General features: G+C 57.4%; 31 protein-coding genes. 2 read left to right on the top strand and 29 right to left on the bottom strand.

The window, feature by feature from the left end; all coding sequences use genetic code 11:
* Positions 1–82: 82 nt before the first annotated feature.
* The 3 genes from ccsB to H4V96_RS01125 form a co-directional block, all read right to left on the bottom strand.
* The gene (gene ccsB / locus H4V96_RS01135) at positions 83–1,234 is read right to left on the bottom strand and encodes a c-type cytochrome biogenesis protein CcsB (protein ID WP_196856296.1); all 1,152 of its coding nucleotides are present in this window, start codon (positions 1,232–1,234) and stop codon (positions 83–85) included.
* A gap of 63 nt (positions 1,235–1,297) precedes the next feature.
* Positions 1,298–3,394, bottom strand: coding sequence for a cytochrome c biogenesis protein ResB (locus H4V96_RS01130; RefSeq protein ID WP_196856297.1), 2,097 nt, complete (start codon positions 3,392–3,394; stop codon positions 1,298–1,300).
* A 179-nt stretch (positions 3,395–3,573) separates the two neighbouring features.
* Positions 3,574–4,245, bottom strand: a complete 672-nt coding sequence (locus tag H4V96_RS01125) for a c-type cytochrome (RefSeq protein WP_196856298.1) — start codon at positions 4,243–4,245, stop codon at positions 3,574–3,576.
* A gap of 186 nt (positions 4,246–4,431) precedes the next feature.
* On the opposite strand from H4V96_RS01125, the gene yihA reads away from it, so the two are divergent.
* The gene (gene yihA, locus H4V96_RS01120) at positions 4,432–5,169 is read left to right on the top strand and encodes a ribosome biogenesis GTP-binding protein YihA/YsxC (protein WP_010394496.1); all 738 of its coding nucleotides are present in this window, start codon (positions 4,432–4,434) and stop codon (positions 5,167–5,169) included.
* Between the two features lie 75 nt (positions 5,170–5,244).
* On the opposite strand, the gene H4V96_RS01115 is transcribed toward yihA, so the two are convergent.
* From H4V96_RS01115 to H4V96_RS01095, 5 genes are all read right to left on the bottom strand, one after another.
* The gene (locus tag H4V96_RS01115; RefSeq protein WP_010394495.1) at positions 5,245–6,051 is read right to left on the bottom strand and encodes a hypothetical protein; all 807 of its coding nucleotides are present in this window, start codon (positions 6,049–6,051) and stop codon (positions 5,245–5,247) included.
* Between the two features lie 353 nt (positions 6,052–6,404).
* Entirely contained in the window at positions 6,405–9,515 is a 3,111-nt protein-coding gene (locus H4V96_RS01110; protein ID WP_196856299.1) for an efflux RND transporter permease subunit, read from the bottom strand.
* Positions 9,512–10,693 (bottom strand): efflux RND transporter periplasmic adaptor subunit, encoded by a 1,182-nt coding sequence (locus tag H4V96_RS01105; RefSeq protein WP_196856300.1) that lies wholly within the window; start codon positions 10,691–10,693, stop codon positions 9,512–9,514. The genes H4V96_RS01110 and H4V96_RS01105 overlap by 4 nt, the downstream gene beginning before the upstream one ends.
* Positions 10,694–10,780: 87 nt before the next feature.
* Positions 10,781–12,139, bottom strand: a complete 1,359-nt coding sequence (locus H4V96_RS01100; RefSeq protein WP_010394490.1) for an ATP-binding protein — start codon at positions 12,137–12,139, stop codon at positions 10,781–10,783.
* Positions 12,136–12,864, bottom strand: coding sequence for a response regulator (locus H4V96_RS01095; protein WP_010394489.1), 729 nt, complete (start codon positions 12,862–12,864; stop codon positions 12,136–12,138). Before H4V96_RS01095 ends, H4V96_RS01100 begins: the two co-directional genes overlap by 4 nt.
* Positions 12,865–13,049: 185 nt before the next feature.
* Between H4V96_RS01095 and H4V96_RS01090 the strand changes: the two genes are divergently transcribed.
* Complete coding sequence (locus tag H4V96_RS01090; protein WP_196856301.1) at positions 13,050–13,574, top strand: Spy/CpxP family protein refolding chaperone; 525 nt, start codon at positions 13,050–13,052, stop codon at positions 13,572–13,574.
* A gap of 158 nt (positions 13,575–13,732) precedes the next feature.
* On the opposite strand, the gene dsbD is transcribed toward H4V96_RS01090, so the two are convergent.
* The 21 genes from dsbD to rpmC form a co-directional block, all read right to left on the bottom strand.
* Complete coding sequence (gene dsbD / locus H4V96_RS01085; protein ID WP_280720649.1) at positions 13,733–15,679, bottom strand: protein-disulfide reductase DsbD; 1,947 nt, start codon at positions 15,677–15,679, stop codon at positions 13,733–13,735.
* A gap of 158 nt (positions 15,680–15,837) precedes the next feature.
* On the bottom strand, positions 15,838–16,230 hold the full coding sequence (gene rplQ / locus H4V96_RS01080; RefSeq protein ID WP_010394482.1) for a 50S ribosomal protein L17: 393 nt from the start codon (positions 16,228–16,230) through the stop codon (positions 15,838–15,840).
* A 133-nt stretch (positions 16,231–16,363) separates the two neighbouring features.
* The gene (gene rpoA, locus H4V96_RS01075) at positions 16,364–17,341 is read right to left on the bottom strand and encodes a DNA-directed RNA polymerase subunit alpha (RefSeq protein WP_010394480.1); all 978 of its coding nucleotides are present in this window, start codon (positions 17,339–17,341) and stop codon (positions 16,364–16,366) included.
* 107 nt (positions 17,342–17,448) lie between these two features.
* Complete coding sequence (rpsD, locus tag H4V96_RS01070; protein ID WP_010394478.1) at positions 17,449–18,072, bottom strand: 30S ribosomal protein S4; 624 nt, start codon at positions 18,070–18,072, stop codon at positions 17,449–17,451.
* A 257-nt stretch (positions 18,073–18,329) separates the two neighbouring features.
* Entirely contained in the window at positions 18,330–18,734 is a 405-nt protein-coding gene (gene rpsK, locus H4V96_RS01065; protein WP_010394475.1) for a 30S ribosomal protein S11, read from the bottom strand.
* A 17-nt stretch (positions 18,735–18,751) separates the two neighbouring features.
* Complete coding sequence (rpsM, locus tag H4V96_RS01060) at positions 18,752–19,117, bottom strand: 30S ribosomal protein S13 (protein ID WP_046681666.1); 366 nt, start codon at positions 19,115–19,117, stop codon at positions 18,752–18,754.
* Positions 19,118–19,131: 14 nt separating this feature from the next.
* Entirely contained in the window at positions 19,132–19,245 is a 114-nt protein-coding gene (rpmJ, locus tag H4V96_RS01055) for a 50S ribosomal protein L36 (RefSeq protein ID WP_010394471.1), read from the bottom strand.
* Positions 19,246–19,287: 42 nt separating this feature from the next.
* A complete protein-coding gene (infA, locus tag H4V96_RS01050; protein WP_005663428.1) occupies positions 19,288–19,506 on the bottom strand; it encodes a translation initiation factor IF-1 in 219 nt (72 codons plus the stop codon).
* Between the two features lie 18 nt (positions 19,507–19,524).
* Positions 19,525–20,859 (bottom strand): preprotein translocase subunit SecY, encoded by a 1,335-nt coding sequence (secY, locus tag H4V96_RS01045; RefSeq protein WP_010394438.1) that lies wholly within the window; start codon positions 20,857–20,859, stop codon positions 19,525–19,527.
* Between the two features lie 32 nt (positions 20,860–20,891).
* A complete protein-coding gene (rplO, locus tag H4V96_RS01040) occupies positions 20,892–21,323 on the bottom strand; it encodes a 50S ribosomal protein L15 (protein WP_034753211.1) in 432 nt (143 codons plus the stop codon).
* A gap of 30 nt (positions 21,324–21,353) precedes the next feature.
* Entirely contained in the window at positions 21,354–21,533 is a 180-nt protein-coding gene (rpmD, locus tag H4V96_RS01035) for a 50S ribosomal protein L30 (protein WP_010394435.1), read from the bottom strand.
* A 10-nt stretch (positions 21,534–21,543) separates the two neighbouring features.
* Positions 21,544–22,062, bottom strand: a complete 519-nt coding sequence (rpsE, locus tag H4V96_RS01030) for a 30S ribosomal protein S5 (RefSeq protein ID WP_010394433.1) — start codon at positions 22,060–22,062, stop codon at positions 21,544–21,546.
* A 9-nt stretch (positions 22,063–22,071) separates the two neighbouring features.
* Entirely contained in the window at positions 22,072–22,434 is a 363-nt protein-coding gene (gene rplR / locus H4V96_RS01025; protein WP_010394431.1) for a 50S ribosomal protein L18, read from the bottom strand.
* Between the two features lie 13 nt (positions 22,435–22,447).
* On the bottom strand, positions 22,448–22,981 hold the full coding sequence (gene rplF, locus H4V96_RS01020; RefSeq protein ID WP_010394427.1) for a 50S ribosomal protein L6: 534 nt from the start codon (positions 22,979–22,981) through the stop codon (positions 22,448–22,450).
* Between the two features lie 10 nt (positions 22,982–22,991).
* Positions 22,992–23,387: a 30S ribosomal protein S8 gene (gene rpsH, locus H4V96_RS01015; protein ID WP_010394425.1), complete on the bottom strand. Its 396-nt coding sequence runs from the start codon at positions 23,385–23,387 to the stop codon at positions 22,992–22,994.
* A 14-nt stretch (positions 23,388–23,401) separates the two neighbouring features.
* Complete coding sequence (gene rpsN, locus H4V96_RS01010; RefSeq protein ID WP_010394423.1) at positions 23,402–23,707, bottom strand: 30S ribosomal protein S14; 306 nt, start codon at positions 23,705–23,707, stop codon at positions 23,402–23,404.
* Positions 23,708–23,709: 2 nt separating this feature from the next.
* Positions 23,710–24,249: a 50S ribosomal protein L5 gene (gene rplE / locus H4V96_RS01005; RefSeq protein WP_010394421.1), complete on the bottom strand. Its 540-nt coding sequence runs from the start codon at positions 24,247–24,249 to the stop codon at positions 23,710–23,712.
* A 6-nt stretch (positions 24,250–24,255) separates the two neighbouring features.
* A complete protein-coding gene (gene rplX / locus H4V96_RS01000) occupies positions 24,256–24,570 on the bottom strand; it encodes a 50S ribosomal protein L24 (protein ID WP_010394419.1) in 315 nt (104 codons plus the stop codon).
* A 9-nt stretch (positions 24,571–24,579) separates the two neighbouring features.
* A complete protein-coding gene (gene rplN, locus H4V96_RS00995) occupies positions 24,580–24,948 on the bottom strand; it encodes a 50S ribosomal protein L14 (RefSeq protein WP_008444317.1) in 369 nt (122 codons plus the stop codon).
* Between the two features lie 253 nt (positions 24,949–25,201).
* The gene (gene rpsQ / locus H4V96_RS00990) at positions 25,202–25,474 is read right to left on the bottom strand and encodes a 30S ribosomal protein S17 (protein WP_010394415.1); all 273 of its coding nucleotides are present in this window, start codon (positions 25,472–25,474) and stop codon (positions 25,202–25,204) included.
* Positions 25,471–25,662, bottom strand: coding sequence for a 50S ribosomal protein L29 (rpmC, locus tag H4V96_RS00985; RefSeq protein WP_010394412.1), 192 nt, complete (start codon positions 25,660–25,662; stop codon positions 25,471–25,473). The genes rpsQ and rpmC overlap by 4 nt, the downstream gene beginning before the upstream one ends.

Genomic DNA, 25,662 nt, shown 5'->3' with positions numbered 1-25,662 from the left:
GGCTCCGGAAAAAAGGTAAGTGTTTATACCTTACACCAGTTTTCCCTCGCCGTTCATGACGCTTCCGTCATGCAGAAATCCATTACAACTTGCCGTAAGAATGCAGGCCGGAGAGGAACATATTCACGCCCAGGAAGGCAAACGTCGTCACCAGCAAGCCCACCAGCGCCCACCATGAGGCAATGCGGCCGCGCAAGCCCGTCATCAAGCGCATGTGCAGCCAGGCCGCATAGTTGAGCCAGACGATCAGCGCCCAGGTTTCTTTCGGGTCCCACGACCAGTAGCCGCCCCACGCTTCGGCCGCCCACAGGGCACCGAGGATGGTCGCTACCGTGAAGAAAGCAAAGCCGACGGAAATGGCCTTGTACATGACATCGTCGAGCACTTCCAGCGACGGCAGGCGGTCGACCAGATAGCCGCTCGATTTGAGCAAATACGCCGCCGCCACCATGGCCGACAGGGCAAACGTGCCGTAGCCGATGAAGTTGGCCGGCACGTGTATCTTCATCCACCAGCTTTGCAGGGCCGGCACCAGCGGCTGGATCTCGGCCGCGTCGCGCGTGACCGTGTACCACATCAGGAACACCACGGCCGCTGAAATGACCAGCATGACGAAGGCGCCCAGCTGGCGCGTCGCATAATGCTGTTCGTAATACAGGTAGAACATGGCTGTGATCAAGGAAAACAGGATGAACACTTCATACAGGTTCGACACCGGAATATGGCCCACGTCGGCACCGATCAGGTAAGACTCGTACCAGCGCACCAGCATGCCCGTCAGGCCCAGCACCACGCCGGCCCAGCACAGCAGGGAGCCGACGGACGAGCCGAATTCCGAGCGCGCCACCAGGCCGATCCAGTAGAACAGGGTCGACAGCACGAACAGGGTGCCCATCCACAGAATGGCGGATTGGCTAGACAAGATGTATTTGAGGAAGAATTTCTGGTTCGCCATCTCAAGGTTGCCGGCGTACAGCTCGATGGCGAACAGCGACAGCACGGCCGCCACAGGAATCAGCCAGCGCACGGGCTTCCAGTACCAGCCCAGCCACGCAAACGTGGGCGCCGCCGCCAGCAAGATGACTTTTTCATAGATATCCATGAAGGCGCCAAAGCGCATCAGGCCGAACAGGGAGGCCGCCAGCAAGCCGCTGCCGTACAGCCAATCGACCAGGCTCAGGCGCTTGAAAAATCCTGGTTCCTGCGTATATATTTGCTTGTTTGCCAATTCCATATTTTCTCCATTCCCGGCTGCGCGCAAGCGCCCCGAAACTCAGCCAATCGAACTCAGCGCAGCTTACGCTGATTGCGGCAGCTTTGCCTTCAAAGTCTCAAATTCTTTTTCAAAATCCAGCGTCTTGCGTTGCGTGCTCATGGCCATCAGGGCGACGCTGCCCGCTTCGCCATCCTTGATCCACACCCACAGGCGGCGCTCGCGGATATAAAACATGGAAAACACGCCGATCACCAGGAACAGGCAACCGAGATAGACCACGCCCTTGCCCGGCGAACGCGTCACTTGCAGCACGGAAGCCTTGATTTCCGTAAAGTCGTCGAGCTGCAGATACACGGGCGCGCCATAGAAGAAGCTGTCGGACAGCGCATTCGTGGCCAGCTGCAGGAAGCGGCCGTGCTTGTCATCAGCCTCGATGGCTGGCAAGCCATCGCGCGCGCGCGCCGCCTGCCACAAGTCCCACAGGCTGCCATTCAAGATCTTCATGAAGATATCGGCCGCTTTTTCTTGCTCGGCGGCAGGAACTTTCTCCAGGAAACGTGAAATGGCCAGGAAACCACCGTCTTGCCCGTTGCCGGCAAAGATGCCCAGACTTTTCGCCGCCGATTCCTGCAACTGGCTGCGCAGGGCTTGCGCGCCCGCCTGCGGCATGGCGCGCGCCGCATAGCCCGCTGCGGCCTGCTGGCGCAGCGCGGGATCTTGCAGCGCGGCACGCAAACGCATCCACTCGTTCACGCTGTAATTGTCATCGACGGGAATACGCAGATAGCTGAACGGGTCGCCGGGGTTGACGCGCATGCCGGCCAGGAACACCGTCGTGCCATCCACGGTGACCGGCTGCATATAGTTCTGGTATTCGCGCGCCTGGCCCGTCTTGTCGCGCAATTTATATTGCACCGAGGGACCGACGTTCTTGAGATCCTTGTTATTCACGTTCTTCGCGGCCGAACCGAGGCGCTTGTCCAGGCCGACGGCAAATTTATCGTTGAAACTGTCCGCCTTGTTGACGGCGCGCACATCCTGGCCGGCGCTGAGATTTTCCACGTTGAAGGGACGGAAAGCCGACCATTCCACCGTGTAGGAATTGCCATCGCTACGCTCGAGCGGCGTGCTGCCGCCCACTTCACCGCCGATATCGAAGCGTTTCGTCGTCTTGCCCGTCATGGGAAAACCCGTCAACTTGAGCTTGCTGCCGCCATCTTCAAAGCTGGACTGGTACAGGGCCAAGCCCTTGTACAGCAGCGGCTGATTGACTTTGATGGTGGCAGGAAAGGTCTCGCCCGTTGCATGATCGGTGATGACGACGTCGCTGGCAAACAGCTTGGGCATGCCCGTGCTGTAGAAATCGATATGGAATTTTTTCAGCAGGATGGTGATCGGCAAATCCTGGATCAGCACGCCATCGGCCTGGGGAATGATGGCCGTATTGCTCGACGCGCCTTCCGGAATCATGGTGTTGCCGCGGAAAGTCGGGTTCGACAGGCTCAAACGGTGCTGGGCCGGAATGTCAGCGATTACGCCGCTACCGGCAAATGGCGTCTTGCCAAAGAACCATTGCTGTACGCGGATCGGCATTTCCGAATCGAGCAAGCCCCCCACGCAGATGATGACGATAGCGCCGTGGGCAAAGATATAGCCCCATTTATTGGCGGCGCCCCGCTTGGCTGCCACCAGGGTGGCGTTATCCTTCTCGACCACTTTGGCCGCATAGCCGCTGTCCTTCAGACGCATCATCATCTGCTGCGCCAGCACAGCAGGTGGCAGCGGCGCTTGCCATTCCATCTTGTGATGGAAATTGCGCAAGGATTGCTCGCGCACATTGTCGCGCCAGCTGCGCATATCCTTGATCATCTTCGGCGCATTGCGCACGATGCATAGCGAGGTCGAAGCGACGAGGAAGGCCATGATCACCAGGAACCACCAGGCCGAATACACGGAATACAGGCTCAGCTTGTCGAACACAGCGAACCAGAACGGACCGAACTGGTTCACATAATTGGGCATGGGCTCGTTCTGCTTGAGCACGGTGCCGATGATGGAGGCGACGGCGATCAGGGTCAGCAGGCTGATGGCAAAGCGCATCGACGAGACCAGCTCGACGAATTCAGCCAGGCCGCGGCGTTGGGTCTTTAACTCGATTCCGGTCGTGCCTGTGCTCATACGTTGATATTCATACGGGATATGCAATCTTCAAGAAAATGAGGCATGGAGCAGATAGTTCTGCGCACCTGGCGGCAGCATACTCCTGTTCGGCCCCTACTAAAAAAGGGCAGCCCGTCGCAGCGGCCGCCCTCTTCATTTACACTGCTGCCCTTAGGGCAATATTAGCGCTATGGCAGTTATTTCAGGCCGGCGATATAGTCTGCGACAGCGGCGATTTCGTCATCCGACATGCGCGCCGCAATGGTGTGCATTTGCGCGCTATTCTTGCGCGCATCGGCCTTGGTGCTGCGGAACATGGTCAGCTGGGCCATCGTGTAATCCTGGTGCTGGCCAGCGATGCGCGGATACTGGACGGGCATGCCATTGCCCGTTGCGCCATGACAGCTGGCGCAGGCAGCAACTTGCTTGGAAGCAATGCCAGCACGGTAAATTTTCTTGCCCAGGTCGATCGTATCCTTGTTCTTCGCGGCACCCGGCTTGGACAGCTGCGCGCCCAGGTAGGCGGCGATATTCTTCTTGTCGGCGTCGCTGAGCATCTTCGCGTACGTCGTCATGACGGGCTGGTTACGCTGTGGCGTGGTGAAGTCGACCAGTTGCTTGTAGATGTAGCTTTCGTGCTGGCCGGCCAGCTTCGGATTGATCGTGATGGTCGAATTGCCAGCCGCGCCATGGCACGATACGCAGGCAGGCAAGCCGCGCGCCGCATCGCCATCGGCGTACAGGGTAGCGCCCTTGGCAGCGTCGACATTGACGACCGGTTTCGGTGCTTCGACCGCCGAAGCAGTTGCCGATACAGCCAGCAAAGCGAGCAGCATGGATTTGATAAACGGTGAAAACGCACGATTCATTCAGGCACCCTGAGACAGTGAGAAATTAGTGGTGGACATTGCCGCGCCCTGTGGATTTTTGCATTATTTTCAGGGCCGCAAGCCGCATCGCTGCTACGCCGGCAACAATAAACAACCCCTTATTGTACAATAGCTTCTTGGCGTTTTCGCTCCCTTATCGCTCCCTTTTGTTGCTTTACTACTCCCATGTCAAAACTCTGGCAAGCCCGCTTCTTTACGACCGTCAACCAATTGCGTGACCTGCCCGATACCACGGTGCCGGAAATCGCCTTTGCCGGCCGCTCCAATGCCGGTAAATCGACCGCCATCAACATCTTGTGTAATCAGAAAGGCTTGGCCTTCGCCTCCAAGACACCTGGCCGTACCCAGCACATCAACTACTTCTCCATCGGCGGCGCCCACGTGGCGCAGCACCGCAAGGATGCCACCATCGTCGAAGAGATCGAATGCCTGCTGGTCGACTTGCCGGGCTACGGCTACGCGGAAGTCTCGGGCTCGGCCAAATTGCACTGGCAGCGCCTGCTGGGTGACTACGTGCAGCGCCGCGAGCAATTGGCCGGGTTGATCCTGATCATGGATTCGCGCCGTCCGTTCACCGACCTGGACATTCAGATGCTGGAATGGTTCGCCCCAACGGGCAAGCCGATCCACTGCATCCTGACCAAAGTCGATAAGCTGAACCGTAATGAATCCGTCAATGCCTTGCGCCAGGCGAAAGCCAAGCTCGACAGCTATGTCGATGAAGACGGCATCGGCTTCCCATTCACCGTGCAACTGTTCTCGGCTTTGAAGCGCGTCGGCATCGACGAAGCCAACGACAAGATCATGGAACTGGCGGGCATCAGCGAAGATGGCGCCGCCCAGATGGTCGAATTGATCGACATGGAAGACGACGTCGAACCAGAAAGCGACAAACCGGCTTGATCTACATCAACGCTGCGTAAAAAAAAGGCTGCCCGTTCATTCACACGGTGCAGCCTTTTTTATTGCACTCAGCGTCTAGCGCCGGCCCGGCCCCGGTCGCTTCTCCGAAAAGAATTCCTGGCGCAGGAAGGCAGTCAGCTCGGCCGTGTCTTCCACGCGGGCGCTGAGGTTGACGTTGCGCCCGAGGCGCCGCGATTCCCAGACAAAATCACCGGGTTTTTCGGCGCGGATCAGCTGGATCATCTTCTTGATAATGGCCGATTCGATATCGGGTTCATTGCCCAGTTCTACTTTTTCCTGCTTCAGCCAATTGCGCTTGAAGTTGCCATTCCAACCCTTGAACTTGACTTCGGCGCTGAATGAGCTCTGGTTGACGATAGAAAACACGCCACCCGAATCCTCGCGGTCGCTGCCGGAATTGCGTCCCTGCGCGCCGGCGATATTTGCCTTCGCCACGCGCATGGCGCGGTCGTTCTCGCTTTCCTCGGCCGGTGGCGCAGGATTGTTCGCGTCGCGCTGCTTGCGGCGCTGTTCGATCATCGAGCTCATGTCTTCGGCCGGCGGCGGCGGCAACGGCACTTTCGACACCAGCGGCGGCGTGAACGTTTCCAGTTTTGGCTTGTCGCGCGGTACGTCCTTGCTCACCACGCGCTTGCTCGGGGCCGGCGGCGGTTTCACCTTGGCTACTTTCGTGTCCTTCGGTTTCGGCGTGGGTTTCGGCTGCGGCTTCGGCTGCGGCTTGTCCTTCAGCGGCGCGATATAGACCATCGCGCTTTCCTTCTTCGGCGGCGGAATTTTGTCGATCGTGTCGCTGCGAAACAAAGCATACGCCGCCAGCAACACGTGCAGCAAGACAGATACGCCCAGCGCAACCTTGCGCATGGTACTGGTCCTGGACCCGTAGGCCGGTGGTGGCTGGATCACTTGTCCGCAAGTGGGACAAACGTCGGAATCGGCAGCCATCAAATGGGTCATGTCATGCAAAATGAATCATGCTTTCTGTGTAGCGAAGAAATAACATTACAGGGCAGCCATAGTGCCAGAGTCCCCCGCTTTTGGGAACACTTCCTCGGCATTTCCAAGCCGAAGCGTACACGATAGCGGCCTTCCTTGCCCTGCCAAACAGCGTACCCGAACCGCCGCTTAACGGTTGTTACCGTATGTATCACTGCCCATACAAAAACGGCGCCCCATTCACGCAGGAATGGGGCGCCGGCCACGGCTGGCGCAAACGCTCAAGCCTTGTTGTCGAGCGCGAGCAATTGCGCGTCCGTCACCGGCCCCGTGCCGCTGTACTTATCGAGGAATAAATAGATGACGGGTGTGATGAACAGGGTGATGACTTGCGAAAACAATAAGCCACCGACCACGGCCAGGCCCAGCGGTTGGCGCAGTTCGGCGCCGGCGCCCAGGCCCAGGGCGATGGGCAAGGCGCCCATCAGGGCCGCCGCCGACGTCATCATGATGGGGCGGAAACGCAAGATGCAAGCCTGGCGGATCGCCTCAGGCGGGCTCATCCCTTCATTGCGCTGCGCATGCAGGGCAAAGTCGATCATCATGATGGCGTTTTTCTTGACGATACCGATCAGCATCAAAATACCAATGATGGCGATCATGGTCAGGTCCATGCCGAACAGGCGCAAGGTCAGCAAGGCGCCCACGGCCGCCGACGGCAAGCCGGCCAGGATGGTCAGCGGGTGGATATAGCTTTCATACAGGACACCGAGCAAGACATAGATCACGGCCAGCGCGGCGATGATGAGCATAATCTGGCTCGCCTGCGAATCCTGGAACACGGCCGCGTCGCCGCCGTAACGCGTGATGATGGAGGCCGGCAAGCTCATTTCCTTGCCCATCACGTCGATCTTGCCCGTAGCGATGCCGAGCGGCACGTCCGGCGCCAGGTTGAAGGCGATCGTGACGGCCTGCAACTGCCCCTGGTGATTGACGGCGGTGGGACCGATGGTGCGTTCCACATAGGCAATACTCGACAGTTTCACCAGCGCGCCCGTCTTGCTGCGCACGGACACGCGCGTGAGTGCATCGTCATACTGGCGGTCGGCCGTGGCCGCTTCCAGGATCACGTAATAGCTCGCTGCCGAGGAATAGATGGTCGACACCTGCCGCTCGCCAAAAGCGCTGTACAGGGCGGTGCGGATATCGGACATTTGCACGCCCAGCAGATTGGCCTTGTCACGGTCGATCCGCAGGGACGCTTGCAAGCCCTTGATCTGCGAATCGCTGGTGACGTCGCGGAAAGCAGGGTCGGCGCGCATGCCTGCAATCAACTTTTCCGCCCAGTCATTCAAGGCATCGGGACTGACGCTTTGCAAAGTGTACTGGTAACGGCTCTTGCTCTGGCGTCCGCCCAGCTGCAAGTTTTGCACCGGGCGGAAATACACGGCCATGCCCGGCACAGCCTTCGTCGCACGGCGCAGGTTTTCCAGCACCACGGGCATTTTCGGCCGTTCGCTGCGCGGCTTCAAGACCATGAACATGCGGCCCGTGTTACCACCGCCGACGAACGAGGTCACATCCTGCACGCTAGGGTCCGCCTTGAGCACGGCTGCCACGCGCGCCTGCAAGTCTTGCAATGCCGCCGAGGAGATATCCTCCGACGCTTCCGTATTCACCTGGATCTGGCCCAGGTCTTCCTCGGGGAAGAAACCTTTCGGAATCGTGGCATACAGCAACACCGTCAGCGCAAAAGTAGCCACGGCGATCAACAGCACCACGTTGCGATGCGCCAGGGCCTTGTCGAGCAAATGCACGTAAGCGTTGCGCAATGCGGTGAAACCCGACTCGAAGTGGCGGCCGATGAAGGACTTTTCGCCATGCGTGGGGTCGCTGTCGTTGTGTTCACGCGTATCGGCCGGCAGGAAGCGGCTGGCCAGCATCGGCACCAGGGTCAGCGACACGATGGCCGACACCAGCACGGCCAGCGAGACGACGACGGCGAACTCATGGAACAGCAAGCCGATCACGCCCGGCATGAAGAAGATGGGAATGAATACGGCCACCAGCGAGACGGAAATCGAGATGATGGTGAAGCCCATCTCCTTGGCACCCACCAGGGCTGCCTGGATCGGCTTCTTGCCCATCTCGATATGGCGCACGATGTTTTCCAGCACCACGATGGCGTCGTCGACGACGAGGCCGACGGCCAGCGTAATGCCCAGCAGGGAAACGTTGTCGAGGCTGTAGCCGAGCCAGTACAGCAGGGCCAGGGCGCCGAGCAGGGAAATGGGCATGGTGACGGCCGGAATGAAGGTCGCTGCCGCGCGGTGCAGGAACAGAAAGATCACCAGCACCACCAGCACCACCGTCAGGGCCAGGGTCAGGTTGACGTCGTGGATGGCTTCTCGGATCGAGACGGAGCGGTCATTGACTAGGCTGATCTGTATCGACTGGGGCAATTGTTCCTTGAAGCCCGGTAGCAAACGGCGCACGCCATCGACTACTTGCACGGTGTTGGCGTCCGGTTGGCGCTGCACCATCAGGCTGATCGAGCGCTCGCCATTGAAACTGCCGACGGCCTTGATCGATTGAAAACTGTCTTCCACCTCGGCCACGTCTTTCAGACGCACGGCTTGGCCATTGCGCGTCGCGACGATAAGTTCGGCAAAATCGGCCGCTTTCATCATCTGCGGATTGCCCTGGATGGTCAGCGTCTGGCTCGGACCATCGAGGATGCCCAGCGGGGAATTTATGTTCGAGGTGCGCAAGGCAACAGCCAGCTCGTCCATCGTCAGGTTGCGCGCATTCATCAGGTCGGCACGCGCACGCACGCGCACGGCAAAGCGTTTCTGGCCATTCACGATGACCTGGGCTACGCCAGGCAAGGTCGACAGGCTGGGCGCGATCAGGTTTTCCGCATAGTCATTCAGATCCGACAAGTTCAGCGAGGGCGACGTCAGCTGGATGAACAGCACGGGCGCATCGGCCGGGTTGACCTTGCGGTAGGACGGCAAATCCGTCATTTCCGTCGGCAACTGGCGCTGCGCGCGCAGCAGGGCCGCCTGCACGTCGACGGCCGCCTCGTTGACATTGATGCTGGCGTCAAATTCCAGGGTCAGCGAGGTATTGCCCAGCGTGCTCGTGGAGGTGATCAGGCTGAGGCCAGAAATGGTGGAAAATTGTTTCTCCAGCGGCAAGGCTACCGACGAGGCCATGGTTTCCGGGCTGGCGCCGGCCAGATCGGCGCTGACGTTGATGACGGGTGTGTTATAGCTCGGCAAGGCCGCCACGGGAATGTGGCCATAGGCCAGTACGCCAGCGAGGATGATGGAGAGGGACAGCAACACCACCATCACGGGGCGGCGAATGCTCAATTCGGACAGATTCATGCTGGCTTGCCCTGCGGTGCGGCGGCGCCATCGGCAGCCTTGTGTTTTTCCACCAGGCGCACCTTGCTACCCGGACGCAGGTTTTGCTTGCCATCGACGATGACTTTTTCGTCACCGTTCAATCCGGTGACGACGGCATTCGGGCCGAACGCATACACGCGGGCAATCTTGCGCATCTTGGCCGTATTGTCCGCCTCCATCGAGTACACGAAGGTACCGGAGGTACTCATAATGATGGCATTTTGCGGGATCACCAGTGCATCCTTGAGCGTGCGCACGGTCATCTGCGTATGCACATATTGACCAGGCCACAGGTCGGTGCCAGCATTATTGAAACGGGCCTTGATCTTGATCACGCCGGTGGCGGGATCGACGGCATTGTCGATAAAGTTCAGTTTGCCATCGAGCTGTTTGCCGCCGGCATCGGCCAGCAGCGCCTTGACCGCCACCTCACCGGCCTTCTGCGCCGCCAGCAAACCCGACAGACTGCTTTCCGGCAAGCTGAAGACCACATCGATCGGGTCAAGCTGGGTAATGCTGGTCAGCGACGTGCTCGGCTGCACCAGGCTGCCCGCGTAGACACTGATGGCACCCACGCGCCCCCCCTGCGGCGCGCGCAGCACGGTGTAGCTGGAGTCGACCTGGGCGGCGCGCAAGGCGGCCTGGCTGGCGGCCAGCAAGGCACGCGCGGCATCGAGTCCGCTTTGCAGGGTGTCCACGGCGCCCTGGGCGATGAAGTTCTTGCTCAGCAAATCCTGGCTGCGCTTGAGCTGACGTTCAAGATCGAGTACCGCGGCGCGGTCGCGCAACACTTGCGCCTGCGCCTTGTCGACATTCGCGTGCTCGCTGCGCGCATCGAGCGTAAACATCAGCTCTCCCTGCTTGACGAACTGGCCTTCGCGGATGTGCACCTTGCTAATCGTGCTGGTCGTCTGCGGATGCAGATCGACGCTGCTGATCGGCATCACGCTGCCATTCGCTTGCAACAGCATAGGCACATCCTGGCGCAGCGGCGCGACGACGCTCACCGTGGTCGACATCTGTCCGCCCTTGCCGCCCTTGCCCCCTTTGCCATCTTGCGCATCGGCCGCCATGCCGGGCTGATGATTGAAATACCAGATGCCGCCACCGATACACAGGGCCGCACCAACGAGGATTGCCAAGCTAGTCTTTTTCATTATTCTGTCACGCTGTTGCAGCGCAAGGCTGCAGGTTGAATGTGGTTGCCAGGGGGCATAAAGCACAATATTGTCGCATGGAAAAGCTTACTTCCCGGCGTAATACTCTGGCACGATCAGGGTAACTTCCAGTCCACCGTCAACATGATTGGCCAACAAGAGCGTGGCACCATGCTGATCGGCGATATTGCGTGCGATGGTCAAGCCCAGACCGGTGCCGCCCGATTCACGCGAACGCGAAGTCTCGATGCGGTAAAACGGTTCGAACACCTTGGCCAGTTGATCTGGCGCAATACCTTGCCCGCCATCACGGATACGGATGCGTGCCGCACCGTCGAGGCGCTCGACGCTCACCTGCGCGTACCGGCCATATTTGACGGCATTGTCGATCAAATTCACCAGACAACGCTGCATGGCGATGGGACGAGCCATCAAGGCCATGCCGGCCTGCCCGACCAGGGTCACATTTTGGCCGGCATCGGCGGCGTCCGAGCAAACGCTGTCAAGCAGGGAGTCGAGGTCGAGCGCCTGCATCGCTTCCGTGCTATCCATCGAGCGGGCCAGGTCGAGCCCTTCCTTGACCATGCTCTGCATGGCCGACAAGTCACCCACCAGGCGCTCATACAATTCGGTATCGGCCACCTTTTCCAGGCGCAGGCGCAGGCGCGTCAGCGGGGTTTGCAAATCATGCGTGATAGCAGCCAGCATTTGTGTGCGTTGGGAAATGTGCTGGCGTATGCGCGCCTGCATGGCATTGAAGGCGGCGCTGGCCTGGCGGATCTCGCTGGCACCCGACAAGGTCAGCGGCGGATGGTTGATGTCGTTGCCCAAGTCTTTCGCCGCCTGCGCCAATTGCTTGAGCGGACGCATGGTCATGCGCGTGACCAGGTAGGCGAGGATGGCAATGCTGATCAGGAAAGGCAGCAAGGTCATCCAGTCGTTATGTTCATTGAATGATGGCTGCTGGCGTGGCGGCAATACCATCAGGCGCAGCACGTGGCCGTCCTGCATGCGCACGTCGAGGTTTTCACAAGTGCCGCCCCATGGCTTGGCACCGAACTTGCCAGGCGACTGGCGCGGCTTGACGCAGGCAAGAGGGCGTTCGGCCAGCGCGCTGACCTTGAAGCCCTCGCCCAGCTTGGCTTGCAGGGCGCTGGAAAACGCCGTCGCTGCGCCGGATGCCGGCTCTGTGTCGGGACGCAATTCCAGGCGCACGCTGCCCTTGTTGGCCACTTTCAGGTAAGCGGCGCGCGACCCCAGCGGCACCACGTCAGCCGCCATCACCAGCTGCTCGGCCCGCTCGACGGCGTGGTAGTCGCGGTATTGCTCAATGGCGCGCTGGCGTTCGCCCACAGCCAACCACTGCGTCAGCGCGGCCGAAGCGACGATGCCGATCAGCAGAAACATGAACACACGGCCCGTCATCGACCCCAGGAAAGCCTTCACGCGTGCGGCTCCACGTTAACTTGCCCAGCCAGCACGTAGCCGCCATTGCGCACGGTCTTGATAATTTGTGGCAAACGGGCATCTTCACCGAGTTTTTGCCGCAGGCGACTGATCTGGATATCGATAGAACGATCGAACGGGTCGGCGTCGCGCCCCTGTGTCAGGTTGAGCAACTGGTCGCGGTTGAGCACGCGGTTCGGGTGTTCCAGGAATACGCGCAGCAAGCGAAATTCCGCGCCCGACAGCATGATCACCAGGCCGCTGGGATTGAGCAGGTGGCGCGCCGTCAAGTCCAGGGTCCAGCCGGAAAAACGGATTTGCTGTGCCTTGTCGGACGGCGCATTCGATGGCATCGCATGGCTGCGGCGCAACACGCTGCGTATGCGCGCCAGCAATTCACGCGGCTCGAACGGTTTCGGCAAATAATCGTCGGCGCCCATTTCCAGGCCCAGGATGCGGTCCAGCGGCTCATTGCGCGCCGTCAACATAATCACCGGCACCGTCGATTGGGCGCGCAGCTTGCGGCACAAGGTCAGGCCGTCGTCGCCAGGCAGGTTCAAATCGAGCACGATCAGGTCGGGCCGCGTCTCGTCGAGAATTTTCCACATGGCCGTGCCATCTGCCGCGCCCAGCGTGCGATAGGCGTTCGTTTCCAGGTAATCCGCCAGCAAGCTGCGGATGTCGCGGTCATCGTCGACGATGAGAATTGTAGAAGTGGGTTCCATAGTACGAATTATCCCCACTTCCCCCACCCTTGCACAACGCATTTGTATCGTCTTGTATATAGGCGAGCCGAAGAAACATATCGATACAAACTGTGTGGCAGCGGACACTTCGGGGAAACATGGCGCGGCCAACATAGATGCCTGTGCAGCAGTATGTACATCCCTCACTTTACAAAGGAATCCAGATGAACACCTCAATGACAAGCTTGCGCAAGAATTTCATCATCGCCATGAGCGTACTGGGCATGGGGGCGGCATCGCTGGCCGTCCACGCTCAGGAAGCGGCCATCAGCGCGCCTGCTCCCAGCAGCAAGATGCAACATGATGGCCAACGCGGCCAACATGGCCAGCACCGCAGCGGCAATCCCGCCGAACGCATGGCGAAATACCAAGCCCGTCTGCACGACAAGCTGAAACTGACAGCCGCGCAGGAACCAGCCTGGGCCGCCTTCACGGCGGCCAACGCGCCGAACAAGCCGATGGGCGACGGGAAGGCCAGGCACGAAGCGATGGCCAAGCTGTCGGCGCCGGAACGTATGGAGCAATGGATCGCCATGTCGAAGGAACGCATCGTCGGCCAGGAAAGCCGTTTGGCCTCGCTGAAAACCTTCTATGCCGTACTGACGCCGGAGCAAAAGAAAGTATTTGATGACAACGTGCCTGGCGGCATGCATGGCGGCCATCGTGGTGACCACCATAAAGCAGGCTGAGCGTAGGTCGGATTAGCGGCGGAACGCCGCGTAATCCGACAACATTGTTGCCGCTGAACGTGGTGGTGTCGGATTACGGCCCGAAGGACCTAATCAGACAACATTGTTGCCGCTGAACGTGGTGGTGTCGGATTACGGCCCGAAGGACCCAATCCGACCTACTCGCCGAGCTTGCGCAGCGAGGTCAGGAAAGTGGCTGCGTTCTGGAAACCAATCACGCGCGACTGGGCGATCTCCTGCCCCTGCGGGTTGAACATGATGATGCCAGGCGGGCCGAACAGCTGGAAACGCTTCAGCATGGCCTTGTCGTCGGCGTCATTGGCCGTCACGTCCACTTGCAGCAACACGGCTTGCCCCATCTTCTCGCGCACGGCGGGATCGACAAAAGTCAGCTTTTCCATCTCGATGCAAGACACGCACCAGTCCGCATAAAAGTCCAGCAAAGCTGGCTTGCCGCCCAGCTGCGCCAGCGCCGCGTCGAGCTGCGCCACGGTTTTCACGCGCGTAAACGGTTGCGCATGTACCTGGCCACCACCCAGGTGCGCCAGCGGCGCCAGCGGGTCGCGACCGCCACTGGCCACGCCAACCAGTTGCAGCACGCCCAGCACGGCAAACACCAGGCCGAAGGCCTTGGCCACCCAAACGTTCTTCGCGCCGCTCTTGCCGACCAGCAAATACATACCGTAAGCGATTAACAGCAGCATCCAGCCCAGCATTTGCACGGCACCCGGCAGCACGGGCGAGACCAGCCACCAGGCCACGCCCAGTTGCAGCACGCCAAAGAAGCGCTTGACGGCATCCATCCAGGCGCCGGCACGCGGCAACAAAGTGCCGGCCGACACGCCCACCAACAGCAAAGGCACGCTCATGCCCACGGCCATGGCGAACAGCGCGCTGCCGCCGATGACGACGTCGCGCGTCTGGCTGATGTACAGCAAGGCGCCGGCCAGCGGCGCGGCCACGCATGGCCCCACGATCAGGGCAGAAATAGCGCCCATGACAAACACGCCCGCCAGGCGACCCGACGATTGCTTATTCGAGACGGACGTCAGCTTACCCTGCAGGAAAGCCGGCACTTGCAGCTCATACAAGCCGAACATCGACAGCGCCAGGGCCGCCATCAGCAAGGCAAAAACTCCCAGCACCCAAGGATTTTGCAGCTTGGCCGCCAAGCCTTCGCCCGCCAGGCCGGCCGCCACGCCCAGCGCCGTGTAGACGATGGCCATGCCCAGCGCATAGGTGAGCGACAACAGCAAGCCACGCGAGCGGCTGACCTTGGTGCCATCGCCGATGATGATCGATGACAAAATCGGCACCATCGGCAGCACGCAAGGAGTAAAGGCCAGACCCAAGCCCAGCAGCATGAACAGGGGCACGATGACGAGCAGCTTGCCGCTCTTCAGCGCTGACTCGATCTTGCCCAGCTCATTTTGCGCCGGCGCCGGGCTTGCCGCCATGGCGGCCTCAGACACCGGATCGGACACAGCCGTGATGGCGGGATCAGGGATGCTCATCACGGACACACCCGGCGACGCTTGCGCCTGCGGACCGTTGACGGCTGCCATATCGACTGCCGGCGCGGCCGGCAGGGCAAACTTCGACGCCACGCCGCCCGGTGCCATGCTCTGTCCGCCGCTACCGCCCACCAGCTGGGCCGTGGCATCCTGCGGCGCATAGCACAGGCCCTTGTCAGAGCAGCCCTGTCCCGTCGCCTTCAAGGTAAAGGGGCCGACCGCCTGGACGGGAATCGTGATGGTGAGAGTCTTGCGAAACGTTTCCACGTTTTTCTGGAACGTCTCGTCAAACTTGACCTTGCCAGCTGGATACACGGGCTTACCCAGCTTGGCGCCCGCAGCGTCGAACTTGAAGCCCTCGAGATACATATAGTAGCCATCGGCAATCACATAGGTGACGGCGATGGTGGACGGGTCCTGCATGCGCGCTGAAAACTTGAAAGCCAGCTCGGGATCGAGGAATTCATCGTCGGCGCGAGCATGGCCGGCACCAAAAACGGCAATCAACAGGAAAAAACCGGCAGCAAACCAAGTGAGGAAAGGATGGCGTGGCGCGACGCGCGCAGTGGCGCTGGAGGAGAAACGGGACATGAACTACCTTTTCGACCATTCGACAGAGGACGCGCGGAGCAGGCAGCGCTTGTGCCGGGCCGGCGCGAAAGAAGAATAGTACACCGCTGAAAGGATAGCTGCAGCAGAAAACAAAAAAGCCAGGCTAGGCCTGGCTTTCTTAGATGCAATTACTGGGATTACTCGCCAGCGATTTCAACTGCTTCGGTCGTATCTGGACGATCCATCAGTTCAACGAACGCCATAGGAGCGTTATCGCCGACGCGGAAACCCATTTTCAGGATACGCACATAGCCGCCGTTACGGTTGGCGTAACGTGGGCCCAGTTCAGCGAACAACTTCAAGACCATTTCACGATCGCGCAGGCGGTTGAAAGCCAGACGCTTGTTTGCCAGGCAGTCAGTTTTGCCCAAGGTCAGAATTGGCTCGACAACGCGGCGCAGTTCTTTTGCTTTTGGCAGGGTGGTTTTGATCGCTTCGTGACGCAGCAGCGATACTGTCATGTTGCGCAGCATTGCCAGACGGTGGGACGAAGTACGATTCAGTTTACGGAGGCCGTGACCGTGACGCATGATAAATCCTTTCGGTGAGTGTTTAAATTCCAGCTCTTCGATCGATGAAGCTAATGCAACATCGCGGGCCGGTTTGGTGCTTCAAAATAAAAGCTTGGGACACCTGTCCCAGGCAGTTTGCTACAAAGACTAATTACTTTTCCAGGCCTGCAGGCGGCCAGTTTTCCAGCTTCATGCCCAAGGTCAAGCCGCGCGATGCCAGCACTTCCTTGATTTCGTTCAGGGACTTGCGGCCCAGATTTGGCGTTTTCAGCAGTTCGTTTTCCGAACGTTGGATCAGGTCGCCGATGTAGTAGATGTTTTCCGCTTTCAGGCAGTTAGCCGAACGCACGGTCAACTCCAGATCGTCGACTGGACGCAACAGGATAGGATCGACCAGCGGAGCGCGCGATGGCGCTTCGGCGGCAGCTTCCGTGCCTTCCAGGGCAGCGAACACATTCAACTGGTCCACCAGGACGCGGGCCGACTGGCGGATCGCTTCTTCCGGCGAGATCACGCCGTTGGTTTCGATGTTGATGATCAGCTTATCCAGGTCGGTACGCTGTTCAACGCGAGCCGATTCAACGAAGTACGATACACGACGCACTGGCGAGAACGACGCATCAAGGATGATGCGGCCGATGGTCTTGTTCGTGTCTTCCGACAGACGACGCACGTTACCAGGAACGTAGCCGCGGCCTTTTTCAACCTTGATCTGCATGTCCAGCTTGCCACCGGCGGTCAGGTGGGCGATCACGTGGTCAGGGTTGATCAGTTCGACGTCATGCGGCAGGTCGATATCGGAGGCCAGGATCGCGCCTTCGCCTTCTTTTTTCAGCGTCAGGGTTACCGAATCGCGGTTGTGGACTTTGAAAACCACACCCTTCAAGTTCAGCAACAGATCGACGACGTCTTCTTGCACGCCATCGAGGGAGGAATATTCGTGGACGACGCCAGCGATCGTCACTTCGGTCGGCGCGTAGCCTACCATCGACGACAGCAGAACGCGGCGCAACGCGTTACCCAATGTGTGGCCATAGCCGCGCTCGAACGGCTCCATCACGACTTTGGCGTGACCTGGACCGAGAGCTTCAACATCGATAATACGTGGCTTTAACAAACTGTTTTGCATGAAATGTCCTTTTCAATACCCTCGGCTCATTACACCGATAAGGCTGATGGCATTAGTAAAACGCCCACTCATTTGAATTGAGTGGGCGGAGATGGTGCTAACTACTATTAACGCGAGTACAGCTCGACGATCAGCGATTCGTTGACGTCGTTAGCGATTTCGTTACGCTCTGGCAGGGACTTGAAGGTGCCTTCCATTTTCTTGGCATCAACCGAAACCCAGCTAGGCATACCAACTTGTTCGGCCAGCGACAGCGCTTCAACGATACGCACTTGCTTTTTCGATTTTTCACGAACAGCAACGATGTCGCCAACTTTGACCGCGTACGAAGCGATGTTGACAACGATACCGTTCACGGTGAACGCTTTGTGGCTGACCAATTGACGCGCTTCAGCGCGGGTCGAACCAAAGCCCATGCGGTAGCAAACGTTGTCCAGACGCGTTTCCAGCAACTTCAACAGCGTTTCGCCGGTGTTGCCTTTACGACGGTCTGCTTCAGCGAAGTAGCGGCGGAATTGACGTTCCAGCACGCCGTACATGCGCTTTACTTTTTGCTTTTCGCGCAGTTGGTTACCGTAGTCCGAGGTGCGGGCGCCGGATTTAACACCGTGCTGGCCTGGTTTGACGTCCAGTTTGCACTTGCTGTCCAGCGAGCGACGGGCGCTCTTCAGGAACAGGTCAGTACCTTCACGGCGGGAGAGTTTTGCTTTAGGTCCGATATAACGTGCCACGATGCTTCCTTTTTTTAATGATAACGCCCCAGCCACATGCATGATCAAACACACTGATGCGGTTAGGCGCTAGTCTGATTTGGTTTCAATCAGACGGTGGCTGAAAACGAAAAACCCGTCAAATTGAATTTGACAGGCAAGAACAGCCGGGCAGTATAACCGTTTCCGGCTCCCTGCTCCAGCGTTTTCACACAACTGTACTGAGTTACAACAGATAGCAAAGCAGCTGGCGCCGAAGCGCCCTCTGCAACACTATCTTAGATACGACGACGCTTCGGTGGACGGCAACCGTTGTGCGGTACCGGCGTCACGTCCTGGATCTCGGTGATCTTGATGCCCAGGTTGTTCAGCGCGCGAACGGCGGATTCACGACCAGGACCTGGGCCCTTGATACGTACTTCCAGGTTCTTAACGCCACACTCAACAGCCACTTTACCAGCGGCTTCCGCGGCGACCTGCGCTGCGAACGGGGTCGATTTACGCGAACCCTTAAAGCCTGCACCGCCGGAGGTAGCCCACGACAAGGCATTGCCTTGACGATCGGTGATGGTAATGATGGTGTTATTGAACGAAGCGTGGACATGTGCAATGCCTTCAGCGACGTTCTTTTTAACTTTTTTACGCACGCGTGCTGATGCGGCGTTATTTTGCGACTTAGCCATAATTATTCCCTAGCGGATTATTTTTTCAGCGATTGAGCGGCTTTACGCGGTCCCTTGCGGGTACGTGCGTTCGTACGCGTACGCTGGCCACGGCAAGGCAGACCCTTACGATGACGCATGCCGCGGTAGCAACCCAGATCCATCAAACGCTTGATGTTCATGGACAATTCACGACGCAGATCGCCTTCGACGATGAATTTACCTACTTCATCGCGCAGTTTTTCCAGTTCGCTGTCATCCAGATCTTTGATCTTTTTGTTGGTTGCTACACCGGTCGATGCACAGATTTTCTCTGCGCGTGGACGGCCCACACCGTAGATGGCCGTCAGGCCGATAACGGTATGCTGATGATTTGGGATATTAACCCCTGCAATACGTGCCATTTGTTATTCCTCGATTAACCTTGACGCTGCTTGTGACGTGGTTCCACGCAGATTACGCGGACTACGCCTTTGCGCTTGATGATCTTGCAGTTGCGGCAGATCCGCTTGACTGATGCGAGAACTTTCATTTTTGGGCTCTTTCTTTCGCTTCTTTGGTTTGATTCAGTGTGTTACTTGGTACGGAACACAATGCGGGCTCGGCTCAGGTCATACGGCGTTAACTCTACCGTCACCTTGTCTCCAGGGAGAATGCGAATATAATTCATCCGCATTTTACCTGAAATATGCCCGAGCACCACGTGTCCGTTCTCCAGCTTCACTCGAAATGTTGCATTTGGGAGATTCTCAAGAATCTCGCCCTGCATCTGTATGACGTCGTCTTTTGCCATTCGGTATGTTTACCGCGCTTAACGCGTCGGAATTCCGCCCTTGAAGTTTGCTTTGCGCAGCAGCGAATCATATTGCTGCGACATCACGTAGTTCTGTACTTGCGCCATGAAATCCATGGTGACAACTACAATAATCAATAAAGAAGTACCGCCGAAATAGAATGGTACTTTCCACTGGGCTTGCATAAATTCCGGCAATAAACACACCAGGGTGATGTAGACTGCGCCGGCAAGTGTCAAGCGTGTCAGGATCTTGTCGATGTAACGGGCTGTCTGCTCGCCTGGACGAATCCCGGGAATGAACGCACCGCTTTTCTTCAAGTTATCCGCTGTTTCCTTGCTGTTAAATACCAGCGCTGTATAGAAGAAACAGAAAAACACGATCGCCACTGCGTACAACAGCGCATGGATAGGCTCACCAGGCCCCATCGATGCTGCCAAATCTTTCAAGAACCGCACCGCAGGGTTAGCGTTGTCGGCGCCCTTTGAAAACCAGTCCACGATAGTGGCCGGGAACAAGATGATCGAAGAAGCAAAGATCGGCGGGATCACGCCGGCCATGTTCAGCTTCAACGGCAAATGGCTGGTTTGACCGCCATAAATCTTGTTGCCTACCTGGCGCTTCGCATAGTTGACCAATATTTTGCGCTGACCACGTTCGACAAATACAACGAAGTACGTTACCAGTGCTACCAGAATCACGATGAAAATCGCGCTGAAGCTGCCGATCGAACCATTCGACACCTGAGTGAACAAACCACCCAACGCCGACGGCAGACCTGCTGCAATCCCGGCAAAAATGATGATCGAGATGCCATTACCTAAACCACGCTCGGTAATTTGCTCACCCAACCACATCAAAAACATTGTTCCGGTCAACAAAGTGACGACCGTTACGAAGCGGAATGCAAGACCAGGTTCCAACACCAGACCAGCTTGCGACTCCAGTGCGACTGCAATGCCTAACGCTTGAAACAGTGCCAGGGCAACCGTGAAATACCGGGTGTACTGGGTGATCTTGCGACGACCTGCTTCGCCTTCTTTTTTCAACGCTTCCATCTGCGGTGACACGATCGACAGCAATTGCATGATGATCGAGGCCGAGATATAAGGCATGATGCCCAGCGCAAACACTGTAAAACGAGACAAGGCACCGCCCGAGAACATGTTAAACATGCCCAGGACGCCGCCTTCGTGCTCCTTGAACAGCGAGGCTAATTGTGTCGGGTCAATCCCGGGAACCGGGACGTGAGCACCGATACGATAAACCACCAATGCGCCAAGCAAAAACCAGAGCCGTCCCCAAGGGAAACCGGCCGCTGCACTTTTAGCAAGTTGTGGATTAGTCGCCAATTTTCGCTCCGATCAAGCTGTTAGCGGTCAACTCAGGCTACCGAGCCGCCGGCTGCTTCGATGGCTGCTTTCGCGCCAGCGGACACTTTCAAGCCCTTCAAATTCACCGCTTTGGTGATTTCGCCGGACAAGATCACGCGCACGTCACGGGCCAACACGCCCAGAACGCCAGCTTGCTTCAAGACCAGAATGTCGACATCGCCAACAGCCAGGTTGTTCAGATCGGACAGGCGCACTTCAGCTTTGAAGGTTGCGTGCATCGATTTGAAACCGCGCTTAGGCAGACGGCGTTGCAGAGGCATCTGACCGCCTTCGAAACCGACTTTATGAAAGCCGCCCGAACGCGATTTCTGACCCTTGTGACCACGACCCGAGGTTTTACCCAGGCCGGAGCCGATACCGCGACCGACGCGACGCTTGTAGTGCTTAGCGCCTTCGGCTGGTGCAATAGTATTCAATTCCATGATTTGCTCCGTTCGTGTAAGCCCGAAGGCTTACCCGACAACTTTAACGAGATACGATACTTTATTGATCATGCCGCGTACGGATGGGGTGTCTTGCAATTCGGAAACCGAATTTACACGACGCAGACCCAGACCGCGCACGGTAGCGCGATGCGATTCGCGCGTACCGATCAAGCCCTTGACCAATTGCACTTTGACTGTGTTTGTCATTTTGTCCACCTTAAGCCAGAATGTCTTCGACCGACTTGCCGCGTTTGGCAGCGATATCGGAAGCAGTGCTCATTTTCGACAGGCCGTCCAGCGTAGCGCGTACCAGGTTGTATGGGTTGTTCGAACCGGTGGATTTCGCCACTACGTCCGTCACGCCCATCACTTCGAAGATAGCGCGCATTGCGCCACCAGCGATAACGCCAGTACCAGGCTTAGCTGGGTTCATCAGGACCTTGGAGGCGCCGTGACGACCAACAACCGTGTGATGCAAGGTACCGTTTTTGAGCGGTACTTTGATCAGGTTGCGACGGGCTTCTTCCATTGCCTTCTGCACGCCAACTGGCACTTCTTTCGATTTGCCCTTGCCCATGCCGACGCGGCCATCGCCATCACCAACTACGGTCAGCGCGGCGAAACCCATGATACGACCACCCTTGACCACTTTGGTCACGCGGTTGATCGCGATCATTTTTTCGCGCATGCCATCATCCGGCTTGTCGCTTTGCATTTTTGCTTGCATTTTTGCCATGATTGATCCTTAGAACTTCAGACCGGCTTCGCGTGCGGCTTCTGCCAACGCTTTCACACGGCCGTGGTAACGGAAACCGGAGCGGTCGAACGCAACTTCGGTAATTCCTGCTTTCAACGCTTTTTCAGCGACGCGCTTGCCGATCAAGGCTGCAGCAGCGGCATTGCCGCCTTTGCCGGATTGGCCTGCCAGTTCAGCGCGAACTTCCGCTTCAGCCGTCGAGGCCGAAACCAGAACTTTAGCGTCCGGGCTGATCAGGTTAGCGTAAATGTGCAGGTTGGTGCGATGCACCGACAAGCGATTTACTTTCAATTCCGCAATCTTGATGCGGGTTTGGCGTCCGCGGCGAAGCCGTGATTCTTTCTTATCCATCGTCAGCCCCTAATTACTTCTTCTTGGTTTCTTTAAGCTTAACCACTTCGTCCGCATAGCGAACGCCCTTGCCTTTATAAGGCTCAGGAGCGCGGTAAGCACGAACTTCAGCGGCTACCTGGCCAACCTGTTGACGGTCGATACCTTTAATCAGGATCTCGGTCGGGGTTGGTGTTGCGCAGGTAACGCCAGCTGGCATGTCATGCACTACAGGGTGCGAGAAACCCAGGGACAGATTCAGCTTGTCGCCTTGAGCTTGCGCCTTGTAACCCACGCCTACCAGGTTCAGCTTTTTCTCGAAACCCTTGGTGACGCCAACAACCATGTTGTTGACCAGTGCGCGCAGCGTGCCGGACATGGCATTGGCTTCGCGGCTGTCGTCTGCCACGTCGAAACTCAGGGTTCCTGCATTGTTTTCCACTTTAACCTGACCGGTGAGGGCCTGGGAAAGTACGCCCAGCGGGCCTTTTACGGTGATCGCTTGTGCGGAGATGGCGACTTCGGCGCCAGCTGGCACTACGATAGGCATTTTAGCTACTCGAGACATGTGTAACTCCTTAAGCCACGTAGCAAATAACTTCGCCGCCGACACCGGTAGCGCGTGCTTTGCGGTCAGTCATGACGCCTTGCGGAGTCGACACGATCGCCACACCCAAGCCATTCATCACAACAGGGATCTCGTCTTTACCCTTGTAGACGCGCAGACCCGGACGGGACACGCGCTCCAAGCGCTCAATAACGGGACGGCCAACATAATACTTCAAACCGATTTTCAGTTCCGCTTTGCCACCAGCTTCGGTAACAGCGAAATCTTCAATGTAACCCTCGTCCTTCAGGACGCTGGCAATCGCAATTTTGACTTTCGACGATGGCATAGCCACGGTCGTCTTTTGCACGCCTTGTGCATTGCGAATGCGGGTCAGCATATCGGCGATAGGATCGCTCATACTCATTGCATATTCTCCTATTACCAGCTTGCTTTTGTCATACCCGGAATTTCACCACGCATGGCGAATTCACGGAGCTTGATACGACCCAGACCGAATTTACGGAATGTGCCGCGCGGACGACCAGTGATGGCGCAACGGTTACGTTGACGCGTCGGGTTCGAGTTACGTGGCAGCGCCTGCAATTTCAGGCGAGCTTCGTAGCGCTCTTCTTCCGATTTCGATTGATCATCGACGATGGCCTTGAGAGCTTCGCGCTTAGGGGCGAATTTCGCCACCAGGTCAGCACGCTTGATCTCACGATTAATCAGTGACAGTTTGGCCATGATCAGTTCCTGAAAGGGAATTTAAAGGCGGCGAGCAAAGCTTTGGCTTCGTCATCGGTCTTAGCGGTTGTCGTGATGCTGATATTCATACCGCGCAACGCGTCAATCTTGTCGTATTCGATTTCAGGGAAAATGATCTGTTCCTTGACACCGATGTTGTAGTTACCACGACCATCAAATGCACGGCCGTTCACACCACGGAAATCGCGTACGCGCGGCAGAGCCACGGTAATGAAGCGATCCAGGAACTCGTACATGCGAGCGCCGCGCAGGGTGACCATCGTACCGATCGGGTAACCTTCACGGATTTTGAAGCCTGCGATCGCTTTGCGGGACTTGGTGGTCACTGGCTTCTGGCCGGCGATCTTGGTCAAGTCAGCAACTGCGTGCTCGAGAACTTTTTTATCCGCGATTGCCTCACCAACACCCATGTTCAGGGTGATTTTGGTCAGGCGTGGAACTTCCATTACCGACTTGTAACCAAACTTGCTGGTCAGGTCGGCAACGACTTTTTCTTTATAGAATTCTTGGAGACGTGCCATGATTTCTTAAGCCTTCACTACTTCGCCGGAGGATTTAAAGACGCGGACTTTTTTGCCATCCACTTCTTTGAAACCCACGCGATCTGCCTTGCCAGTCGCTGCATTAAACAATGCAACGTTGGACACGTGAATTGGCATGGTCTTATCGACGATACCACCAGTTACGCCAGTCATCGGGTTTGGCTTAGTCGCTTTTTTAGCGATGTTAATGCCGTCAACCACGATATGTTCAGCATCGATACGCTGCTGTACCACACCACGTTTGCCCTTGTCTTTCCCGGTCAGAACGATGACTTCGTCGTTTTTACGAATCTTATCCATTACGACTCCTTACAGGACTTCCGGTGCCAGGGACACGATTTTCATGAACTTCTCAGTACGCAGTTCGCGTGTGACAGGTCCAAAAATACGGGTACCGATCGGCTCCAACTTGGCGTTCAACAGAACGGCGGCATTGCCGTCGAACTTCACCAGGGAACCGTCTTGGCGGCGAACACCTTTAGCGGTGCGCACAACCACGGCGTTATAAATTTCACCTTTTTTGACACGGCCACGTGGCGCAGCAACCTTAACGGTTACCTTGATCACATCGCCAATGCCAGCATAACGGCGCTTGGAGCCGCCCAATACCTTGATGCACATTACTTCTTTGGCACCGGTATTGTCAGCCACTTCGAGCCGGCTTTCAGTTTGAATCATAGTATTCTCTTTCCCAACTTAAGCCGAAGAATCCACACAATGTAGACCCACGGTCAGTCTTGGTCCCGCCAGAGCCGCCCTGCTGGGCTTCACTGTTTGGGTGCATGACCTTCATACATCAACTGACCGCGAATGCTACTGTCTGTGGCCAGACACTTTGCGGCGTTACATGAACGAAGCCCGCAAGTATTACATACAATTTGCGGGCCTGCAAGTACTAATTAAAACCCACCGCCGAAACGGTGGTTTTTATTTAAACGGTTGGTGCGGCTTGAACCACACGTGTCACCGTCCATGCCTTCGTTTTGGAGATCGGGCGACCTTCCTGGATCTCGACCGTATCACCGGCCTTGACTTGGTTGGTCTCGTCATGCGCGTGATACTTGTTCGAGCGCATGATGATCTTGCCATACAAAGGATGTTTTACGTGGCGCTCGATCAGAACAGTAACGGTCTTGTCCATCTTGTCCGAAACCACTTTACCGATCAGCGTGCGCTTGAGCGACTGTTTCACTGGTTCGTTCATTTGGCTTCCTTCAGATTCATTACCGTCTTCACACGCGCGATATCGCGGCGTACCTTCTTGAGCTGCGAAGTGTTGCTCAGCTGCTGCGTAGCGATTTGCATGCGCAGGCCGAACTGTGCCTTCAACAGGTCATTCAGCTCTTTTTGCAGAGCTGGCTGGTCCTTGCCGCGGAGTTCAGATGCTTTCAT

This window comes from Janthinobacterium sp. CG_23.4, from assembly GCF_029892305.1.
Taxonomy (GTDB): Bacteria; Pseudomonadota; Gammaproteobacteria; order Burkholderiales; family Burkholderiaceae_D; genus Janthinobacterium; species Janthinobacterium lividum_D.
The sequence above is the reverse complement of the archived record's forward strand: the minus strand, read 5'-3'. Positions and strand labels throughout refer to the sequence as shown.

Excerpts from the sequence above, each read along its gene's own strand:
- rpmC (WP_010394412.1), bottom strand. The coding sequence starts at position 25,662 with ATGAAAGCATCTGAACTCCGCGGCAAGGACCAGCCAGCTCTGCAAAAA.
- rpsK (WP_010394475.1), bottom strand. The coding sequence starts at position 18,734 with ATGGCTAAGTCGCAAAATAACGCCGCATCAGCACGCGTGCGTAAAAAA.
- rpmJ (WP_010394471.1), bottom strand. The coding sequence starts at position 19,245 with ATGAAAGTTCTCGCATCAGTCAAGCGGATCTGCCGCAACTGCAAGATC.
- rplR (WP_010394431.1), bottom strand. The coding sequence starts at position 22,434 with ATGGATAAGAAAGAATCACGGCTTCGCCGCGGACGCCAAACCCGCATC.
- H4V96_RS01125 (WP_196856298.1), bottom strand. The coding sequence starts at position 4,245 with ATGAATCGTGCGTTTTCACCGTTTATCAAATCCATGCTGCTCGCTTTG.
- rplE (WP_010394421.1), bottom strand. The coding sequence starts at position 24,249 with ATGGCACGTCTCCAAGAATTCTATAAAGAAAAAGTCGTTGCCGACCTG.
- rpsH (WP_010394425.1), bottom strand. The coding sequence starts at position 23,387 with ATGAGTATGAGCGATCCTATCGCCGATATGCTGACCCGCATTCGCAAT.
- H4V96_RS01115 (WP_010394495.1), bottom strand. The coding sequence starts at position 6,051 with ATGCGCAAGGTTGCGCTGGGCGTATCTGTCTTGCTGCACGTGTTGCTG.
- dsbD (WP_280720649.1), bottom strand. The coding sequence starts at position 15,679 with ATGTCCCGTTTCTCCTCCAGCGCCACTGCGCGCGTCGCGCCACGCCAT.
- H4V96_RS01095 (WP_010394489.1), bottom strand. The coding sequence starts at position 12,864 with ATGGAACCCACTTCTACAATTCTCATCGTCGACGATGACCGCGACATC.
- H4V96_RS01130 (WP_196856297.1), bottom strand. The coding sequence starts at position 3,394 with ATGAGCACAGGCACGACCGGAATCGAGTTAAAGACCCAACGCCGCGGC.
- infA (WP_005663428.1), bottom strand. The coding sequence starts at position 19,506 with ATGGCAAAAGACGACGTCATACAGATGCAGGGCGAGATTCTTGAGAAT.
- rpsM (WP_046681666.1), bottom strand. The coding sequence starts at position 19,117 with ATGGCACGTATTGCAGGGGTTAATATCCCAAATCATCAGCATACCGTT.
- rpsE (WP_010394433.1), bottom strand. The coding sequence starts at position 22,062 with ATGGCAAAAATGCAAGCAAAAATGCAAAGCGACAAGCCGGATGATGGC.
- yihA (WP_010394496.1), top strand. The coding sequence starts at position 4,432 with ATGTCAAAACTCTGGCAAGCCCGCTTCTTTACGACCGTCAACCAATTG.
- rplQ (WP_010394482.1), bottom strand. The coding sequence starts at position 16,230 with ATGCGTCACGGTCACGGCCTCCGTAAACTGAATCGTACTTCGTCCCAC.
- rplO (WP_034753211.1), bottom strand. The coding sequence starts at position 21,323 with ATGGAATTGAATACTATTGCACCAGCCGAAGGCGCTAAGCACTACAAG.
- rpsQ (WP_010394415.1), bottom strand. The coding sequence starts at position 25,474 with ATGAACGAACCAGTGAAACAGTCGCTCAAGCGCACGCTGATCGGTAAA.
- rplX (WP_010394419.1), bottom strand. The coding sequence starts at position 24,570 with ATGGATAAGATTCGTAAAAACGACGAAGTCATCGTTCTGACCGGGAAA.
- H4V96_RS01090 (WP_196856301.1), top strand. The coding sequence starts at position 13,050 with ATGAACACCTCAATGACAAGCTTGCGCAAGAATTTCATCATCGCCATG.
- rplF (WP_010394427.1), bottom strand. The coding sequence starts at position 22,981 with ATGTCTCGAGTAGCTAAAATGCCTATCGTAGTGCCAGCTGGCGCCGAA.
- rpoA (WP_010394480.1), bottom strand. The coding sequence starts at position 17,341 with ATGCAAAACAGTTTGTTAAAGCCACGTATTATCGATGTTGAAGCTCTC.
- ccsB (WP_196856296.1), bottom strand. The coding sequence starts at position 1,234 with ATGGAATTGGCAAACAAGCAAATATATACGCAGGAACCAGGATTTTTC.
- rpsN (WP_010394423.1), bottom strand. The coding sequence starts at position 23,707 with ATGGCCAAACTGTCACTGATTAATCGTGAGATCAAGCGTGCTGACCTG.
- H4V96_RS01110 (WP_196856299.1), bottom strand. The coding sequence starts at position 9,515 with ATGAATCTGTCCGAATTGAGCATTCGCCGCCCCGTGATGGTGGTGTTG.
- rplN (WP_008444317.1), bottom strand. The coding sequence starts at position 24,948 with ATGATTCAAACTGAAAGCCGGCTCGAAGTGGCTGACAATACCGGTGCC.
- rpmD (WP_010394435.1), bottom strand. The coding sequence starts at position 21,533 with ATGACAAACACAGTCAAAGTGCAATTGGTCAAGGGCTTGATCGGTACG.
- H4V96_RS01105 (WP_196856300.1), bottom strand. The coding sequence starts at position 10,693 with ATGAAAAAGACTAGCTTGGCAATCCTCGTTGGTGCGGCCCTGTGTATC.